Source organism: Flexivirga sp. YIM B11880, assembly GCF_058148645.1.
Genome location: NZ_JBMAMH010000007.1, coordinates 55,445 through 72,533 on the forward strand (window position 1 = coordinate 55,445; position 17,089 = coordinate 72,533).

The window sequence follows — 17,089 nt, forward strand, 5'->3', positions numbered from 1 at the left end:
GGGTAACAGTTCTGTGAGTGGCACAGTCTGCGAGCAGCGCAGCGTCCGAACCCTGGAGACCCATATGTGGCGAGTCCTACGGAACCTCAAAGCGTCGGCGGCGGTTGGCGCGGCGGTGCTGATACTGACGGCGGGGCCGGTGCTGTCGGAACCGGCGTTCGCGGCGGATGCGGGCACGACCCCGCTGCCGGCGGCTCGGGTAGGCGACGGCACGGTGGCGACGTCCGTGGTGGTCGGCTCACGGCTGTTCGTGGGTGGAACGTTCACCACGGTGGACGGCGCCACGCACGACGGGATCGCCGCGCTGAACGCCAGCACTGGGGCGTTGGACCCCTCCTTTTCCGCGAGCGTCAACGGCTCGGTCACCTCCATGGCGACCGACGGCAGCAATGTGTTCGTGGGTGGAACCTTCACCTCGGTGAATGGTGTGGCGCGCACGAACGTTGCCGAGCTGGGACCGGACGGCACCCTGCTGCCGTTGAACGTGGCGCCCTCAGCGACGGTGGAGACCCTGGACTTCTCGGGCGGGGTGCTCTACCTCGGCGGCAAGTTCACCTCGATCGGTGCAGTCTCCAGGCGCTACCTGGCCGGGGTGTACCCAGCCACGGGTCAGGTGACCGCCTTGAACCCCCGGCCCAACGGCGCCGTGCGCAAAGTGCTCGTCGCCCCCGACGGCAGCCTCTACGTCGGCGGGGTCTTCACCAGCATCGGTTCCCCTGCGACCGCCCGCAACTACGTCGCCGACCTCGACCCGGCCAGCGGCGCCGTCAAGACCTACGACGCCAGGTTGCCGTACGAGGCCAACTACTCCGACCGGCCGAGCGTGCTGGACATCGCCCTGTCCGGCGGCAGCGTCTACCTGGCCACCTCCGGGCACCTTCCGTCCGGGAACTCGCTGTACAGGACGACCGCCGGCGTCAGCGCGGCACCGGTGTGGCACGTGCAGACCGACGGTGATGTCCAGGCCGTCGCGACCGTCCCAGGCAGCAGCAAGATCTATGCAGGCGGCCACTTCGACAACCTCTGCCTGCCCGCGACGAGCTCCACCAGCTGCCCCAGCAGCTCACTGAAGACCGCCAAGAAGTCCTTCACCGTCGACGACGCCACCGGCACCGCCCAGCCGTGGGTGACCTTCAACTCCGCTTTGGGCGTGTGGGACCTCAAGGCCGCCGGGAACAATCTGTACGCGCTGGGCGTGTTCACCTCGCCCGCGCCTCGGATCGCCCGCTTCACGACCGGCACGGGCGCGGCGGCCGCCCCCAGCGCACCGCAGAGCCTGCAGGCATTCGGCGGTGACGCGCAGGTTTACTTGTCGTGGCAGCCGCCCGCCGACGACGGCGGCGCCTCGCTCACCGGCTACACGCTCTACCGCGACAGCGGCAGCGGCTACGCCCCCATCGCCTCGGTGGGCACTACCGCGTACACCGATACGGCCGTCAGCAACGGCACGACCTACCGCTACACGGTCAGCGCCAGCAACAGCGCCGGAGAAGGACCACAGACGAACCCCGTGTCGGCGACTCCCTCCGCCGGCCCGGTGGCCGCCGACGGCACAGTCCACACCATCACCGCCACCGCAGAGACCATCAATCGCCAGCCCGCGGGCACCAATGACGCGGACGATCCCTCCTTCTGGGTGCACCCGACCGACCCCAGCAAGAGCCTCATCATCGGCACGATCAAGGTGGGCGGCCTGGACGTCTACCGCACCGACGGCTCGCTGCAGCAGACCATCTCGATTCCGACGTCCAGCCGCTACAACAATGTCGCGGTCGTCTATGGCATCAACCTCGGCGGCACCACCCGCGACCTGGCCGTGGTCACCGACCGAGGCACCGACAAGCTGCACGTCTTCGCCATCAACGGTGCCGCCAGCTCGCCGCTGACCGAGGTCACCGACGCCGCCGCCCCGCTGCTGTTCGGCACGGGCGGCAAGAAGATCAACTCCAAGACGGCCTACGGCGTCACCGCTTGGCGTAACCCCGCCACGGGCAAGGCCGAAGTATTCGCCACGCAGGAGAACACCGGTAACCTGGCCAAGTTCGTCCTCACCGACGCAGGCAACGGCAAGGTCGGCTACACCAAAGTTGCCTCGATCGCCCTGCCCAACCAATTCACCCTGCCGAACGGCAGCACCTGGAAACCCTGCTTCAATCCCGCCCACCCGGACTGGACTGCCCACGCCGAAGGCATGGTCGTCGATCCCGCCACCGGCACCTTGTGGGCCGACCAGGAGATCGTCGGTCTGTGGAAAATGACCACCAACCTGACCTCACCGCAACTGGTCCACAAACTCACCCGCTTCGGCCAGAGCTACAGCACCGCCACCGGCAAGTGCGTGATCAACACGAGCTCCACCAGCTACGGCGACCCCTACCTGCCTGGTGACCTGGAAGGCATCGGCCTGTACGGCGCTCCGACCGGCTCGAGCGGCTACCTGATCATCTCCAATCAGAACAAGTCCACCTTCACCGTCTTCAGCCGCGACGGACGCACCTACCAGGGCACCTTCGCGATCGGCAAGAGCGCAGCTACCGACGCGGTCAACGTCACCGACGGCGTCGACGTCGTGAATGTCCCGATGGGTCCCAGCTACCCCCAAGGCCTTCTCGTCACTCAAGACGGCAAGAACGACCCCGAAGGCGGCACCGACTTCAAACTCACCCCATGGCCTCACGTCGCCACCGCGCTCGGCCTGACCACCAACACCAGCGGCAACCCCAGGGGCTGAGGACATCGCCGGACCGCCGGCCACGAGCGTGCCGCCCGACAGCAAGGCCGGGCGCCGCCGCATGCGTGCGGAAGGGTGATTAGGCTCGGCAGGTGCCGTCGATGAACGACGTGCTGAGCGAGCACACCGAGCTGGGTCAGTCCGCGCGCGACTGGCTGCACCTGCTGGTCGGCGACTGGCAGTTGCTGGCCGACCTGTCCTTCGCGGACCTGGTGCTGTGGGTGCCGACGCACGACGGCAGCTGGGTGGCCGCCGCGCACGTCCGGCCGACGACGGGCGTCGGCGTGTTCGTCAACGACGTCGTCGGCAGCCGCATCGATCACACCCGCCAACGCACCGTCGTCCAGGCGTATGACGGGCCGCAGATCGTGCGCTCGCAGGCGACGACCTGGCGCGACGACCTCCCGGTAAGGGAGGAGGCGATCCCGGTCGTGCAGCGCGGTGCCGCCATCGCGGTGCTGACCCGCCATACCAACCTGGCGGCGATGCGCACCCCGAGCCGGCTGGAGGTGACCTATCTGGCCACGGCGGACGCGCTGGCCCGGATGATCGCCGCGGGGGAGTTCCCCAACCCGTCGGCGGCACCGGCGGCCAGCCGGCGGGGGTCGCCCCGCGTCGGTGACGGCGTGCTCCGTCTCGACGTCGCGGGCAATGTCACGTATGCCAGCCCGAACGCCGTGTCGGCGATGCACCGGCTCGGCCACGACGACCAGCTGGTGGGCGTGCGCCTGGCATCGGCGCTCGGCCAGGTGCTGCCCGAGCGGGGCGCGGTCGACGAGGAGCTGATGACGGTGCTCAGCGGTCGTGTGGCGCGCAGCACCGAGATCGAGTCGCGTAGCGCGCACGTCAGCGCGCGGGCGATCCCGTTGTCGGAGGGCGGGCGCCGGATCGGCGCGATCGTGCTGGTCCGGGACGTGAGCGAGCTGCGGCGCCGGGAGCGGGAGCTGCTCAGCAAGGACGCGACCATCCGGGAGATCCACCACCGGGTCAAGAACAACCTGCAGACCGTCGCCGCCGTGCTGCGGCTGCAGGCGCGCCGGCTGGACGACCCGCAGGCCCGCGCGGCGCTCGCCGGTGCCGTGCGCCGGGTCGGCACGATCGCCACGGTCCACGAGACGCTCAGCGGCGGCTGGGAGGACGCCACGCCGTTCGACGAGATCGCGACCAGCGCGGTCCGGTCGGCCGTGGAGATCAGCAACCGCTCACAGGAGCGGGTGAGCGCCCGGCTCACCGGCAGCTTCGGGTCGCTGCACGCGGAGGATGCGACGGCGGTCGCAATGGTCATCGCGGAGCTGGTGCAGAACGCCATCGAGCACGGTTTCGCCGACCGTGGGGGAGAGGTGGTGCTCGACGCCCGGCGCAGCACCCGCCGCGGCGAAGCCGTGCTCGAGGTCACGGTGACCGACGACGGCAGAGGCCTGCCGGAGAATTTCGACCCCGCCCGCTCGGGCCTCGGGATCCAGATCGTGCGGTCGTTCGTGCAGGACCTGCGCGGTGAGATCAGCTGGTCACGGCTACAGCCGCATGGCACTCAAGTGCACTTCGTGGCGCGGCTGCGGGAGGAGGTATGACGGTGTCTATCCGGCGCGGCGGGCACGGGCGTTGCGGCGCTTCAGAGCGCGGCGCTCGTCCTCGGACAAGCCGCCCCAGACACCGGCGTCCTGGCCGGACTCCAGCGCCCACTTCAGGCAGGTGTCGATGACCTCGCAGCGACGGCACACCTGTTTGGCGTCCTCGATCTGCTGCAAGGCGGGTCCCGTGTTGCCGATGGGGAAGAACAGCTCGGGGTCCTCGTCCAGGCATGCAGCGCGATCGCGCCAATCCATGTGGTTCCGCTCCTTGCTAGGTGCACGTGCCGCGGCGCGTGCGTCAACGATCCGTTCGGGTGGTGTTGAATGCTCCGGCGGGGATCACCCGTCCATGAGCGCTCGCGATGGCGAATCCTGCTGGCATCGCGATCCGGTCTTCACCTGTCGCCAACGCCTGTGCGCCATACGTTGTTCCCAACTTTCACAGATACGAACAACAATCCACAAGCTCTTTGGCCAAGAATTTCGCTTCCGAAGGTGAGTGATCGATCACATTGACAAAGATCGGCTGGGCCCAGTGGTGCCCCTGGAGCGCACGCGTCATACGGTGCATGCCGTGACCGTGCCACACTCCACCTGGCGGCTGCCCGCCACCTTGCTCGCCGTGCAGACGGCCGTCCTACTGGTGCTGGCGGGCCTGCTCGTCGTCAGCGGGGCGATCGGCGGCACCGGGAACGCCGGCCGGTCGATCACGGAGGGTGTCACGGTCCTCGCACTGGCGGTCTGCAGCGGCTTTCTCGCGGCGGGCTTCGAGCGACGCCGCAGCGTCGCGCGCACTCCGTCGCTGCTGTGGAACGCGCTGGCGGTCATCGTCGGCATCACCCTCGCGACGTCCGGTGCGCCGGTGATCGGTGTCGTGGTTGCCGCGGTCGGCGCGGTGACCTTCCTGGCCAGCTTGCGCGTGCCGCGCTACGAGCTGAACGACGACGCGTAGCTCACATCCGGGCGGCGAGCAGCTGCAGGATGAGCGGCATCACCTGCTGTTCCATCACCTTGTCGGAGTCGAAGCCGTTCTGGTCCAGCGAGAGGAATCCGTCGTACGTGATGGACAGGCGCATGGCGGTGCGGCCGTTGCCGATCACCACGTCGTACTTGTCCCCGTCGTCCGGCTCGATGCTCAGCCGCTGCGTGTTGAACGACCCGTCCTTGTAATAGACGTGCCCACTGTTGGGCTTGCCGCCGGGCGCGGTGTAGACCGTCCGGTCACTGGACCGCTTGCTGTCGTACGCCGCCAGGATGGAGTTCTCGGTGCCGACGTCGTTGATCGTGATGGTGATGGTGTTCGGATATTTCTTGGGATCGGAGTCCCCGGACAGCTGCGGGGTGACGACCAGCTTGGTTGGTCCCTGCGGGTTGAACGCGATCTGCGTGGCGTCCGGGAAGACACCGATGAGCTCCTTGATCGACAGCAGCCGACCGGCGACCGGCCAGTCGTTCTGGGCGACGCCGCCGTCCTTCACCGGCGGGTCGTAGACCGGCAGGCTGTTGTCGAGGACGACCTTGCGGCCGGCGGTGTTGGCGACCACGACACCGGGGGAGTCCCACTGCCCGGGCTGCTCGGTCTTGTAGGGCTGATGCGGCTGTGGTCCGGTCGACGTCGCGCTGGTCGCGGCACTGCCGCCGCTGCCGCTCCCGCACGCGGTGAGCGAGCCGGCGACGAGGACGGAGGCGGTCACGAGAGCGAGGCGTTTCATGCGGCTGCCTTTGCGGTGTCGGTGAGCTTGGCCCCGAGCAACTGGACGAGGGCCGGAACGATCGTCTGCCGGTAGAGCGTGCGCGACTCGAGATAGTCGGACGTCAGCGTGGTGAACCCGATGCCGCTGAACCAGATCTCACCGGCGACGTCTCCGTGCTGCAGCAGGACCTCGGTGGTCGTGCCGTCGGTGAACGCCGCGGCCGCACCGAGCGACTTGTTGGCATAGAAGGTGTAGAGCCCGGGGCGCTGTGCCGAGCGGTCGCGCGCGTGTGCCAGGTCGGTGGACCACTGCCGCCCGATCTGCTGGGGCAAGCCGAAGCCGCGGATGTTGACGATCAGCTTGCTGCGGTCGTCCGCCGGCTCGCCCGAGATCGTCAGGTCGAGCGTGCACACGGTGGACAGGTGGGTCGAGCCGCCGTCCGGGAGACTGCCGGTGCGGCATTGGGTCGCGTTGACGCCAGTGAGCTTGGGCAGCACCTGCTGGAGCTCGGCCTTGGTGAACACCTTGTCCGCCGACGGCCACGTGGTGTCCAGCGGCTTCTTACCGGTGCGGTCCACCTTCACCGAGAAGTGGCTGGACGGGGTGATGGTCTTGGGCCGGGCCGGCGTGACGGCGTCCGGTGCGGCAGGCGGGCTGTATGACGTGACGCGTGGCGTCTTCGCCGACGTCGGGGAGTGCCGGGTGGTGCTCGCGCTCGGCTTCGCCGGCTGTGCTCCACCCGCGGCATACGCGGTGTAGCCGGGGATGGTCACGGCGAGCGCGAGGGCCGTTCCGACACCGATCAGCCCCAGCCGGCGCCTGCTGCGCGGCGACTCAGGCATATTTTCTGGGGAGTCGGTCGGCCAGGTCCTTGGCGAGCACCGGAAAGACGCCGGTCATCAGGGTGTTCTGGGTGTCGGTGAGGTCGTTGAAACCGCGGAACGTGAGATCGATCCAGGCAGCGATATTGCCATCCGAGATCAGCACCGACGCCTGGTCGTTGTCCAGGTAGTAACTGCCCTTGGCGCCGAACGAGCCCTGCGTGAAGTAACGCTCGGTGCTGGCCCGGCTGGCGAAGTTCTTGTTGCGCGTCGCGGTCCATGCGGAGGTGACGCCGGATCCGGTGGTGTCCGCGCCGATCGCCACGATGGTGACCACGATCGAATTGGTGTAGCCGGCGCCGCCCTTCAACGACAAGGACCAGGTGCAGGAGGCGTTCTTCGACGTCTGATTGGGGCCGCTGACACCCTTGACGCACGCGCCGAGGGACACCGCAGTCGCCTCCGGGATGGCGGCCTTCAGCTGGTCGGCGGTCAGCACGCTGTCGGCGCTCGGCCACTGCGTCGTGGGGATGTTGGGGTCGCTCGTGGAGCCGAGCGTGAACGACCAGGTGCCGGTGTCGACGACCTTGCGCGCCGGGCTCCCGGTGGGGAGTCGACCGGGCACGAGGCCGTCCTGCTGCGGTGCGCCGGAGCTCCACGGTGGCGGCGCCTTCGTCCCCGCGCTCGACCCGCCGCACCCCGCGAGCAGGCCTGTGGCGACAACCACGGAGGCCGCGACGGACGCCGCGCGTGCCTTGCCCATGAAACGTACTCCCCTTGTTGATCAGCTCTGTCGATCAGCTCTGTCGATCAGCTCACGAGACGCCCATTATGACCCGGCCGGTCGCCGATGCGTTCCACCACGTGCTCGTGGCGTCATACGACGACGAGCAGCAGGTCACCACCCTCGGCCTGCGCCTGATCGGGTATGGCGAGCCGCGCGACGCGCCCGGCGTGCGGCGTGGTGATCGCGGCCTCCAGCTTCATCGCCTCGATGGTCGCGACGACCGCGCCCTCCTGGATCTGCTCACCGGCCGTGACGCGGAAGGTGACGACACCGCCGAACGGAGCGGTGACACCCCCGACAACACTGCTGTCCTCGGGGCCGCGGATGTGGGCGACTGCGAGGGGCTGCGGCACCAGGCGCAGCGAACGGACCATGCCCCGACCTTACGGGGTCGGGGCATGGTCCGGGTGCTGTCGGTGCGGGTCAGCCGACGTGCACCGCGGCCTCCTCGGTGGCCAGTTCCCGGTGCTTGATGTTCAGCAGTCCGACGACCAGCAGCGTGCCGACCAGCAGCATGCCCGCGGCATACCAGAAGGCGTGCGTCGAGCCGAAGGTCTGTGTCTGCAGCGCGGCCTGGTGCGTCGCCTCGGCGAGCTGGCCCTTGGTCGGCGGCTGGCCGGCAGCGGTCGCCTTCTGCATCGCGGCCTGGCCGGCAGCGGCCAGCTCGGTGCCCTTCTGCGTCGCGAAGTGGGTAAAGACCGTTGTCAGCGCAGCGATTCCGACAGCTCCTCCGATTTGCTGTGCGGTGTTGAGCGCCGACGCGGCCGCGCCGGAGTCGTCCTTGCTCACGCCGGCGGTCGCGGTCAGGGTCAGCGGGATGAACAGGAAGCCCATCCCGAAGCCCATCACGACTACCCAGGGCAGCAGGTGCGAGGTGTACCCGCTGTCGGTCGACAACTGGGTGAAGCCCCACATGGCGGTCGTCGTCAGCACGCCGCCGAAGCCGGCCAGCCACCGCGGGTCGACCCGGCCCGCCAGGTTGGAGGCGACCCCAGCGGCCGCCACGATGCCGACGCTGAACGGCAGGAAGGAGAAGCCCGACTTCACCGGCGAGTAGCCCAGCACCTGCTGGATGAACAGGCCGAGGAAGAAGAACATCGAGAACATTCCGGCACCGATCAACAACATCGAGAAGAGCGACACGGCGCGCGTGCGGTCCGCGAGGATCCGCAACGGCAGCAGCGGGTGCTTGACCCGGCTCTCCACGAGCACGAAGACGGCCACGACGACGAGGCCACCGAGCAGCGGGAAGAGCGTCTCCGCGTCACCCCACGAGGCGCCCCGCTGCCCGGCGTGCGACAGCCCGTAGACGACGCCGAAGAGACCGACGGTGCCGGTGACCGCGCCCCAGACGTCGAGCGTGCCGTCGCTGCCTTCGGACTCCACGAGCACCCGCGGCGCCAACGCCGCAACCGCAAGGCCGATGGGCACGTTGATGAAGAACGTCCAGCGCCAGTCGGCCTCGGTGAGCAGCCCACCGAGGATCAGCCCGACCGCCGCGCCGGCACCGGACATGGCGGCATACACCGCCATCGCGCGGTTGCGTTCCTTCCCCGCCGGGAAGGTGGTGTTGATCAGGGCGAGTGCCGCGGGCGAGGCCAGCGCGGCGCCGGCACCCTGCAGGGCACGTGCGGTCAGCAGCAGTCCGCCGGTCGGCGCGATGCCGCCGAGGAGTGAGGCCAGCGCGAAGATGGTCACGCCGAGCACGAACATGCGGCGCCTGCCGAGCAGGTCACCGAGCCGGCCACCGAGCAGCAACAGGCTGCCGAAGGCCAGCGCGTATGCCGTGACGACCCACTGGACGCTGGACTGGGTGAAGTGCAATGACGTGAGGATGTGCGGTGTCGCGATGTTCACGATCGTGCCGTCGAGCACGATCATCAACTGCGCCATGGCGATCACGATGAGTGCCACGGTGAGGTTGGGCCGCTTCGCGGCGGACTTCTCCTCGGACACCACGTCGACGATTGCGGTCATCGTGGGTTCCTTCCTGGAATCGGTGCCGAAGGTGAAAAGGCACAGGGGTGTTCGGCCGGCGGCCCGCGAGCGCGGACGCCGGTGGTGGGCGTGCTGGATCAGCCGACCGCCGTCCGACGGTCAATGGTGCTGTTACTGATATGACGAGCGGACTCGCTCGATTTCGACATTGCGGACGAACTTGCTCTCAGAGCACATCGCGTCCAGCGGACTACTTCTGTCCCTTGCTCGCCACGCTGGCTCGGCAGGCGGGCAGCATGACCTGCTCGATCACGCTGGTGATGAACGGCTCATCCGGGCATTCACCGGTCGTCATCACCCGATAGGTGATGGCGGACGGCAGGATCGCGGCGAGTTGGTCGACATCCGCCTCGGGGCCGACCTCCCCCCGCTGCTGTGCGCGCAGCACGACCTTCCGCAGCTCCGTCATGCGCGGCTTGACGAAGCGTTCGGCGAAGATCGCGGTGAGCTCCGGATCGCGGTGGATGGCGGACACGACCGAGCCGAAGACCTGCATCGACCGGTCGTTGTATTCCTGGTCCTCGCAGTAGTGGAAGGTCAGGTCGCCGGCCAGGCTGCCGGTGTCGGGCAGCCCGTGGCCGCCCGGTGCGCCCTGCTCCTTCAGGTACTCCAGCGCGGACACCACCAGGTCGGCCTTCGTCGGCCACTTCCGGTAGAGCGTCGCCTTGCTGGCGCGCACCTTGCTCGCCACTGCATCGAACGTCATGCGGTCGTAGCCGACCTCGATGAGCGTGTCGATGACGCCGTTCAGGATCTCTGCCTCACGGTCGCCCTCGACGCGCGGCTTGCTGGCGGTCTCGGTGGTGACGGAGGCATTCATGGCGTTTCCTTTCCTGTACGCATCCGGTAGGTCTCTCGAGTCCAGTGTGCCCGACCCGATGGAACGAAACTGTTTCGTTCTATTCAAAGGTAAACCCGTCCGCCGTCCGATGCAAACCTTTTCCACGTGACGTGCGCCGCAGGGAGTCCGAGCGCGGACTGCCGGCATACGCGCCAACCCGTCGGGGTAGGTTTCTGGGCGCGACCTGTAGGGCGACAGCGGAGGTGACAGTGGCGCGGGCACACGGTGAGATCGTGGGCTGGGAGAAGCATCGGGCAGCGGTCGAGGACCTGCAGCGCCAACTGGCCTCGATGCCGCCCGGTGCACCGGTCCGGCTGGCGAAGCGCACGTCCAACCTGTTCCGTCCGCGGGAGGCCAGTCCCGTTCCGGGGCTTGACGTCTCGCGGCTGCGTGGAGTCATCGAGGTCGACCCGCGTGCCGGCACCGCCGACGTGCAGGGCATGACGACCTACGAGGACCTGGTCGACGCGACACTGCGCTACGGGTTGATGCCGTATGTCGTGCCGCAGCTGCGCACCATCACCCTCGGCGGCGCCGTCACCGGTCTCGGGATCGAGTCGTCCTCCTTCCGCAACGGGCTGCCGCACGAGTCGCTCATCGAGATGGACGTGCTCACCGGTGCGGGCGAGATCGTCACCGCCCGCGACGACAACGAGCACGCCGACCTGTTCCGCACCTTCCCGAATTCCTATGGCTCATTGGGTTATTCGGTGCGGCTGAAGATCAAGCTCGAGCGCGTGGCGCCATACGTCCACCTGCGGCACGTGCGATTCGGCACGCTGCGCGAACTGGTCGACACACTCCGCCACGTGGTGGGGGAGCGGTCCTACGAGGGGGAGTCGGTCGATTTCGTCGACGGCGTGGTCTTCTCCCGCGACGAGAGCTACCTGATGCTGGGAAGTTGGGCGAGCAGCGCGCCATACAGCTCGGACTACACGGGCCAGCAGATCTATTACCGGTCCATCCAGCAGCGCAGCGAGGACTACCTCACGACACTGGACTACATCTGGCGCTGGGACACCGACTGGTTCTGGTGCAGCCGGGCGTTTTTCGTCCAGCGGCCGGCGTTCCGGCGCCTCGTGCCCCGACCCCTGCTGCGCAGCGACGTTTACAGCAAGATCATCCGCTGGGAGAACAAGCACGGCTATCTCGCCGCGATCGACGCCAAGCGTGGCAAGCTGCCGCGGGAGCGGGTGGTCCAGGACGTCGAGATCGGGCTGGACCGCACCGAGGAGTTCCTCGACTGGTTTCTGGACAACGTGCCGATCGAGCCGATCTGGTTGTGCCCCTTGGCGGTTCGGGATCACGACCACGGTGATCAACCGTGGCCGCTCTATCCACTGCAGCGCGGCGAGAACTACGTCAACGTCGGTTTCTGGTCGACCGTGGAGATCACTCCCGGGCGGCAGGACGGAGACGTCAACAAGGACATCGAGCGCGTGGTGCACGAGCTCGACGGCCACAAGTCGCTCTACAGCGACGTCTACTACGACGAGGACACCTTCTGGTCGCTCTACGGAGGCGACACTCTCGCGACGGTGAAGCACAAGTACGACCCAGACGGGCGATTGCCCGATCTCTACACGAAGGCGGTGAAGCGGCGATGACGCTGACCATTGGTGAGATCTCCGACCGGATCTTCGGCACCGACGTGCCGTTCGCGGTCAAGGCGTATGACGGCTCGACGGGCGGCAACCCGAATGCCGTCGTGACGATCGACATCTCGAACGAGCGAGCACTGCGCTACCTCGCAACCGCGCCCGGCGAGCTCGGCCTCGCGCGGGCCTACATCATGGGCGACCTGCTGGTCGAGGGCATCGACCCCGGTGACCCGTATGACTTCCTGTCCCTCTTCCTCGACGGTTTCGGGGCCAGGCGGCCACCGGTCGGCGAGGCGGTCGAGGTCGCGAGATCGTTGGGACTGAAGACGTTCCGCGTCCCCGAGCTTCCGTCGCAGGAGGTCGTGCCGCAGTGGCGCCGGGCCGTCGAGGGGTTGCGTGGGCTGCGTCATTCCCGCAAGCGGGACGCCGAGGCGATCCACCACCACTACGACGTGAGCAACGCCTTCTACGAGCTGGTGCTCGGCCCGTCGATGGCCTACACCTGCGCCTGCTACCCGACTGCCGACTCGACCCTCGAGGAGGCGCAGGAGCACAAGTTCGACCTGGTCTGCAAGAAGCTCGGCCTCAAGCCGGGGATGCGGCTGCTCGACATCGGCTGCGGCTGGGGCGGCATGGTCAAGCACGCGGTCGAGCACTACGGCGTCACCGCGCTCGGAGTGACACTGTCCGCCGAGCAGGCGTCCTGGGCGCAGCACAACCTCAAGGTCCACGGCCTCGACGACCGCGCCGAGGTGCGGCACGGCGACTACCGCGACGTCACCGAGACCGGCTTCGACGCGATCAGCTCGATCGGCCTGACCGAGCACATCGGCGTCAAGAACTACCCGAGCTACTTCAAGTTCAACTACGACCGGCTCAAGGTCGGCGGCCGGATGCTCAACCACTGCATCACGCGTCCGGACAACAAGGTGCCTGCCCTCACCAAGGGCGGGTTCATCAACCGCTACGTCTTCCCGGACGGCGAGATCACGGGCGTCGGCACGGTCATCTCCCGCATGCAGGACGAGGGCTTCGAGATCCGGCACGCGGAGGACCTGCGGGAGCACTACGCCAAGACGACCCGGGCCTGGTGCAAGAACCTCTCGGCGAACTGGGACGAGTGCGTCCGCGACGCGGGGGAGCAGGTGTCCCGGATCTGGGGGCTCTACCTCGCCGGTTCGTCGATCGGCTTCCGGCGCAACCACATTCAGCTGCACCAGGTGCTCGGTGAGAAGGTCGCGCCGAACGGTGCCGGCTCATACCCGCTGCGCCCGGACTTCGGTGTATAAGTCACCCCACGAAGTTTCTCCCCCGCTCCGCTCCTCCGAATACTTCGCGGGGACCCCGACCTGACCGAGGACAAGTCGACGGCAAGGTTCCGGGAATGCGTTCGCGCGCCCGCGCGTTTGACCATATGCTTCAACGCACAACTGAACAGTGATGATGGATCGGCAGCATTTCCAACGGGGGTGATCGGTTTCGACGCTGATCGCCGTCGCAGGGGAAGCGGGCCGAGGACGCACGGTCATCTCGTGAACGATCCGTGCAAAACCAATAGGTGCCAACTCAAAGCGCACCGACTTCGCCCTCGCCGCCTGAGCGAGGCTCGAAGTCCGTCAGCCTGAGCTAGTTCTCGACTCAGTGTCTGGCGTCAGCTAGAGAACTCGCCGCGTCGTCACGCCGAGGGGCGACGCGGGACTCCTACTCGGCTGGGCCTGTCGGGGAACGTGTGCGCGCGAGCCCTGGGGCCGAGAAAATCCACAGCGCACTGCGCCCGGAGAAGCCTTGCCTCGCCGCCAGCGGACGCGGGTTCGATTCCCGCCACCTCCACGCGTGATCCATCCTCACCCCAGCGCCGCTGCCCGGATACCTCCGGGCAGCGGCGTTCGTGCGCCACCGGCGGCGCGCGATTCTCGATGGCCGGACTGGCGCCCGAGCGGGCAGGCTCGCCTCTACGATGACCGCAACGGAGCCTCCCGAACGAGAGGACACCCATGCGGATTGGGATCGTCAAGGAAGCCGAGCCGGGTGAGACTCGGGTCGCGGCGACGCCGAGGACTGTGCCGGAGCTGTTGCGGCTGGGGTATGAGGTGGTGCTGGAGCCGGGTGCGGGTGTCCGGGCGGGTTTCGCCGATGAGGCGTATGCCGGGGCGGGTGCCGTACTGGGTGATGCGTTGGATGCCGAGGTGGTGCTGGGTGTCAACGCGTTGAGCGCGGCGCAGTTGGACGGGTTGCGTGCGGGGGCGACGGTGGTCGGGATCCTGGGGCCGCGGACGAATGAGGCGCTGGTGGAGGATCTGGCGCGGCGGCCGATTACTGCGTTGGCGTTGGATGCGGCGCCGCGGATCAGTCGGGCGCAGTCGTTGGATGTGTTGTCGTCGATGGCCAATATTGCGGGGTATCGGGCGGTGGTGGAGGCGGCGCACGTGTTCGGGCGGTTCTTCACCGGGCAGGTGACGGCGGCGGGGAAGGTGCCGCCGGCGAAGGTGCTGGTGTGTGGCGCCGGCGTCGCCGGCCTCGCGGCGATCGGGACGGCGGGGTCGCTGGGCGCGATCGTGCGGGCGACGGACCCGCGGCCGGAGGTGGCTGATCAGGTGGCGTCGCTGGGTGGGGAGTACCTGTCGATCGCCGAAGTGGAGGAGGTCGCTGACACACCGAACACCGGGTATGCGAAGGAGATGGGGGAGGACTACAAGGCGCGTGAGGCCCGGTTGTATGCCGCGCAGTGCGCGGAGGTGGACATCATCATCACCACGGCGTTGATTCCGGGGCGTCCGGCGCCCCGGTTGATCACCGCCGAGATGGTGGCGAGTATGGGTCCGGGCAGCGTGATCGTGGACATGGCTGCCGGTAGCGGCGGGAATGTGGAGGGTTCGGTGCCCGGCCAGGTGGTGGTCACCGAGGGGGGTGTGACGATCATCGGGTACACGGATCTGGCGGGGCGGTTGCCGGCGCAGGCGTCGCAGTTGTACGGCACGAACCTGGTCAACCTGCTGAAGCTGGTGACGCCGGGCAAGGACGGACAGCTGGTGCTGGACGAGGACGACGTGGTGCAGCGGTCGATCCTGGTGGTCCGCGACGGTGAATTGCGGTGGCCACCACCACCGGTGCAGGTGTCGGCGGCGCCCGCGGTGGTGACCTCACCGGCCGCACCGCCGGTGGTGAAGAAGGAGAAGGTCCCGGTGACGCCGGGCCGCCGGTTGGGGATCGTGTTGGCCGGAGCGGTGGTGCTGTTCGTGTTGTTGGCGATCTCGCCGGCGGCGTTGACGGTGCATTTGACGGTGTTCGCGTTGGCGATCGTGATCGGTTACTACGTGATCCGCAACGTGCATCACGCGTTGCACACCCCGTTGATGTCGGTGACCAACGCGATCTCGGGGATCATCGTGGTGGGTGCGTTGTTGCAGATCGGGCAGCACGACACGGCGGTCACCGTGATCTCGTTCGTGGCGATCCTGCTGGCTTCGATCAACGTGTTCGGCGGGTTCGCGGTGACCCGTCGCATGCTCGGAATGTTCGCGCGCTCATGATCAGTGTTGCTTCGGCCGCGACAGCGGCGTACCTGGTTGCGGCGTTGTTGTTCATCCTGGCGCTGGACGGGTTGTCCAAGCATGAGACGGCCAAGGTCGGCAACACTTTCGGGGTCGCCGGGATGATCCTGGCGTTGGGGGCGACGATCGCGTTGGCGGTCGACCGGCACCTGCAGGGTTCGGGCATCGCGCTACTGGTCGTGGCGATGGCGATCGGTGCGGCGGTCGGGTTGTGGCGGGCCCGGGTGGTGGAGATGACCGGGATGCCGGAGTTGATCGCGATGCTGCACTCGTTCGTGGGTGCGGCCGCGGTGCTGGTCGGCTGGAACGGTTATCTGCAGGTGGAGCACGACCCGCACGGGGTAGAGGCCGCGCAGCTGAACGCGTTGTCCACGTTGGGGATCCATCACGCCGAGGTGTTCATCGGGGTGTTCGTCGGCGGGGTCACCCTGACCGGGTCGGTGATCGCGTTCTTGAAGTTGTCGGCGCGGATGAAGTCGGCGCCGTTGGTGTTGCCGGGCAAGAACGTGCTGAACCTGGGCGCGCTGGCGGCGTTCGTCGGGTTGACGGTGTGGTTCTGCATCGCCCCGCAGCTGTGGCTGCTGGCCGTGGTCACGGTCCTCGCGCTGGCGTTGGGCCTGCACCTGGTGGCCTCGATCGGCGGCGGGGACATGCCGGTGGTGATCTCGATGCTGAACAGCTATTCGGGGTGGGCGGCCGCGGCGTCCGGGTTCCTGCTGGGCAACGACCTGCTGATCGTGACCGGTGCGCTGGTCGGGTCCTCGGGTGCGTTCTTGTCCTACATCATGTGCCAGGCGATGAACCGGTCGTTTCTGTCGGTGATCGCCGGGGGGTTCGGCATCGAGGCCGGTCCGGCCGGCGAGGCGGACCTGGGCGCGCACCGGGAGACGAGCGTGGCGGAGGTGGCCGAGTTGTTGTCGTCGGCCAAGTCCGTGGTCATCGCACCCGGGTACGGGATGGCGGTCGCGCAGGCGCAGTACGGGGTGGCGGAGTTGGCCACGGCGCTGCGGGAGCGGGGCAAGCAGGTGCGGTTCGCGATCCACCCGGTCGCGGGCCGGTTGCCGGGGCACATGAACGTGTTACTGGCGGAGGCGAAGGTGCCCTACGACATCGTGTTGGAGATGGACGAGATCAACGACGAGTTCGCCGGCACCGACGTGGTCCTGGTGATCGGCGCGAACGACACGGTCAACCCGGCCGCCGCCGAAGACCCCGGCTCACCGATCGCCGGGATGCCGGTGCTGCGCGTGTGGGAAGCCACCGACGTGGTCGTGCTCAAGCGATCCATGGCCTCCGGGTATGCCGGAGTACCCAACCCGCTGTTCTACCGGGACAACACCGGCATGCTCTTCGGCGACGCCAAGGACCAAGTGACGGCCGTGATCGGGGGCCTGAAGTGAACGCGGTGACCCCGGTGGCCAGAGGCCGGACCGACCCACGAGAATGTCCGGCATGAGCGAGCGGAGCGAGCGGCAAATAGCGCAGAGGCATGAC

Annotated in this window: 14 protein-coding genes and 1 other RNA gene; 8 read left to right on the forward strand and 7 right to left on the reverse strand. The window is 67.9% G+C overall.

The features are described 5' to 3' along the window. The first annotated feature begins 139 nt into the window (after positions 1-139). Together ACN8HC_RS11805 and ACN8HC_RS11810 are read left to right on the forward strand one after the other, a co-directional pair. Positions 140-2,731 (forward strand): phytase, encoded by a 2,592-nt coding sequence (locus ACN8HC_RS11805; protein ID WP_490075036.1) that lies wholly within the window; start codon positions 140-142, stop codon positions 2,729-2,731. A gap of 101 nt (positions 2,732-2,832) precedes the next feature. Beyond that, the gene (locus tag ACN8HC_RS11810; RefSeq protein ID WP_490075037.1) at positions 2,833-4,302 is read left to right on the forward strand and encodes a sensor histidine kinase; all 1,470 of its coding nucleotides are present in this window, start codon (positions 2,833-2,835) and stop codon (positions 4,300-4,302) included. 6 nt (positions 4,303-4,308) lie between these two features. Here the strand turns inward: ACN8HC_RS11810 and ACN8HC_RS11815 are convergent, their stop codons facing one another. Next, a complete protein-coding gene (locus ACN8HC_RS11815) occupies positions 4,309-4,557 on the reverse strand; it encodes a WhiB family transcriptional regulator (protein ID WP_123270792.1) in 249 nt (82 codons plus the stop codon). A 319-nt stretch (positions 4,558-4,876) separates the two neighbouring features. Between ACN8HC_RS11815 and ACN8HC_RS11820 the strand changes: the two genes are divergently transcribed. Next, positions 4,877-5,254 carry a hypothetical protein gene (locus tag ACN8HC_RS11820; RefSeq protein WP_490075038.1) on the forward strand — a complete coding sequence of 126 codons (378 nt, stop codon included), beginning with the start codon at positions 4,877-4,879 and terminating at the stop codon, positions 5,252-5,254. 1 nt (position 5,255) lies between these two features. Here ACN8HC_RS11820 and ACN8HC_RS11825 read toward each other — a convergent pair whose 3' ends face one another. The 6 genes from ACN8HC_RS11825 to ACN8HC_RS11850 form a co-directional block, all read right to left on the reverse strand. Then, complete coding sequence (locus tag ACN8HC_RS11825; RefSeq protein WP_490075039.1) at positions 5,256-6,014, reverse strand: hypothetical protein; 759 nt, start codon at positions 6,012-6,014, stop codon at positions 5,256-5,258. Next, complete coding sequence (locus ACN8HC_RS11830; RefSeq protein WP_490075040.1) at positions 6,011-6,838, reverse strand: hypothetical protein; 828 nt, start codon at positions 6,836-6,838, stop codon at positions 6,011-6,013. Before ACN8HC_RS11830 ends, ACN8HC_RS11825 begins: the two co-directional genes overlap by 4 nt. Beyond that, positions 6,831-7,580: a hypothetical protein gene (locus ACN8HC_RS11835; RefSeq protein ID WP_490075041.1), complete on the reverse strand. Its 750-nt coding sequence runs from the start codon at positions 7,578-7,580 to the stop codon at positions 6,831-6,833. Before ACN8HC_RS11835 ends, ACN8HC_RS11830 begins: the two co-directional genes overlap by 8 nt. Positions 7,581-7,693: 113 nt before the next feature. Further along, the gene (locus ACN8HC_RS11840; protein WP_490075042.1) at positions 7,694-7,978 is read right to left on the reverse strand and encodes a biotin/lipoyl-containing protein; all 285 of its coding nucleotides are present in this window, start codon (positions 7,976-7,978) and stop codon (positions 7,694-7,696) included. A 49-nt stretch (positions 7,979-8,027) separates the two neighbouring features. Next, a complete protein-coding gene (locus ACN8HC_RS11845) occupies positions 8,028-9,581 on the reverse strand; it encodes a DHA2 family efflux MFS transporter permease subunit (RefSeq protein ID WP_490075043.1) in 1,554 nt (517 codons plus the stop codon). A 211-nt stretch (positions 9,582-9,792) separates the two neighbouring features. Next, positions 9,793-10,422: a TetR/AcrR family transcriptional regulator gene (locus tag ACN8HC_RS11850; protein ID WP_490075044.1), complete on the reverse strand. Its 630-nt coding sequence runs from the start codon at positions 10,420-10,422 to the stop codon at positions 9,793-9,795. Positions 10,423-10,652: 230 nt separating this feature from the next. Between ACN8HC_RS11850 and ACN8HC_RS11855 the strand changes: the two genes are divergently transcribed. From ACN8HC_RS11855 to ACN8HC_RS11875, 5 genes are all read left to right on the forward strand, one after another. Further along, a complete protein-coding gene (locus ACN8HC_RS11855; RefSeq protein ID WP_490075045.1) occupies positions 10,653-12,050 on the forward strand; it encodes an FAD-binding oxidoreductase in 1,398 nt (465 codons plus the stop codon). Further along, complete coding sequence (locus ACN8HC_RS11860; protein WP_490075046.1) at positions 12,047-13,333, forward strand: class I SAM-dependent methyltransferase; 1,287 nt, start codon at positions 12,047-12,049, stop codon at positions 13,331-13,333. The genes ACN8HC_RS11855 and ACN8HC_RS11860 overlap by 4 nt, the downstream gene beginning before the upstream one ends. A gap of 176 nt (positions 13,334-13,509) precedes the next feature. After that, positions 13,510-13,877: a transfer-messenger RNA gene (gene ssrA, locus ACN8HC_RS11865) on the forward strand. A 161-nt stretch (positions 13,878-14,038) separates the two neighbouring features. Next, complete coding sequence (locus ACN8HC_RS11870) at positions 14,039-15,574, forward strand: Re/Si-specific NAD(P)(+) transhydrogenase subunit alpha (RefSeq protein ID WP_490075047.1); 1,536 nt, start codon at positions 14,039-14,041, stop codon at positions 15,572-15,574. Beyond that, on the forward strand, positions 15,571-16,995 hold the full coding sequence (locus ACN8HC_RS11875; protein WP_490075048.1) for an NAD(P)(+) transhydrogenase (Re/Si-specific) subunit beta: 1,425 nt from the start codon (positions 15,571-15,573) through the stop codon (positions 16,993-16,995). The genes ACN8HC_RS11870 and ACN8HC_RS11875 overlap by 4 nt, the downstream gene beginning before the upstream one ends. Positions 16,996-17,089 lie beyond the last annotated feature (94 nt).